1 pseudogene is annotated in these 418 nt (G+C 63.6%); it reads left to right on the forward strand.

Annotation, left to right across the window (positions count from 1 at the left end):
* Positions 1 to 418: pseudogene (locus EN869_RS33725) on the forward strand (hypothetical protein); the annotation flags it as partial.

Genomic DNA, 418 nt, shown 5'->3' on the forward strand with positions numbered 1-418 from the left:
CGGCAACGTCACCGGTCACGTCAAGGCGGACATTCCGCTGCAATCCGGGGTCGACACCTCGAAGCTCGACTGGCTGGTATCGCTCGACTACACGGGCCTGTCTCTGGCCAAGCCCTTCGAGGGCCAGACGGTGAGCGATGCCGACGGTTCGGTCACCATCGACCCCGAAAAGGCTGTCATATCAGCAAAGGCATCGCTGAACGGCATTCCGGCCGAACTCGACCTTGTCGAACCGCTGGAAGATGGCGGACCGGCGCGCAGCCGCAAAGTGGCCCTGGTGCTCGACGACAAGATCCGCGCGGCGGCCATGCCGGGGCTATCGCCATTGCTTGCCGGGACCATAAAGGTCGCGATCGACAAGAGTGGCGACGGCGACCAGAACGTCTCGGCCGACCTGACCAACGCCAGGCTGGATATT

Source organism: Mesorhizobium sp. M2D.F.Ca.ET.226.01.1.1 (assembly GCF_004022705.2).
Classification (GTDB): domain Bacteria; phylum Pseudomonadota; class Alphaproteobacteria; order Rhizobiales; family Rhizobiaceae; genus Mesorhizobium.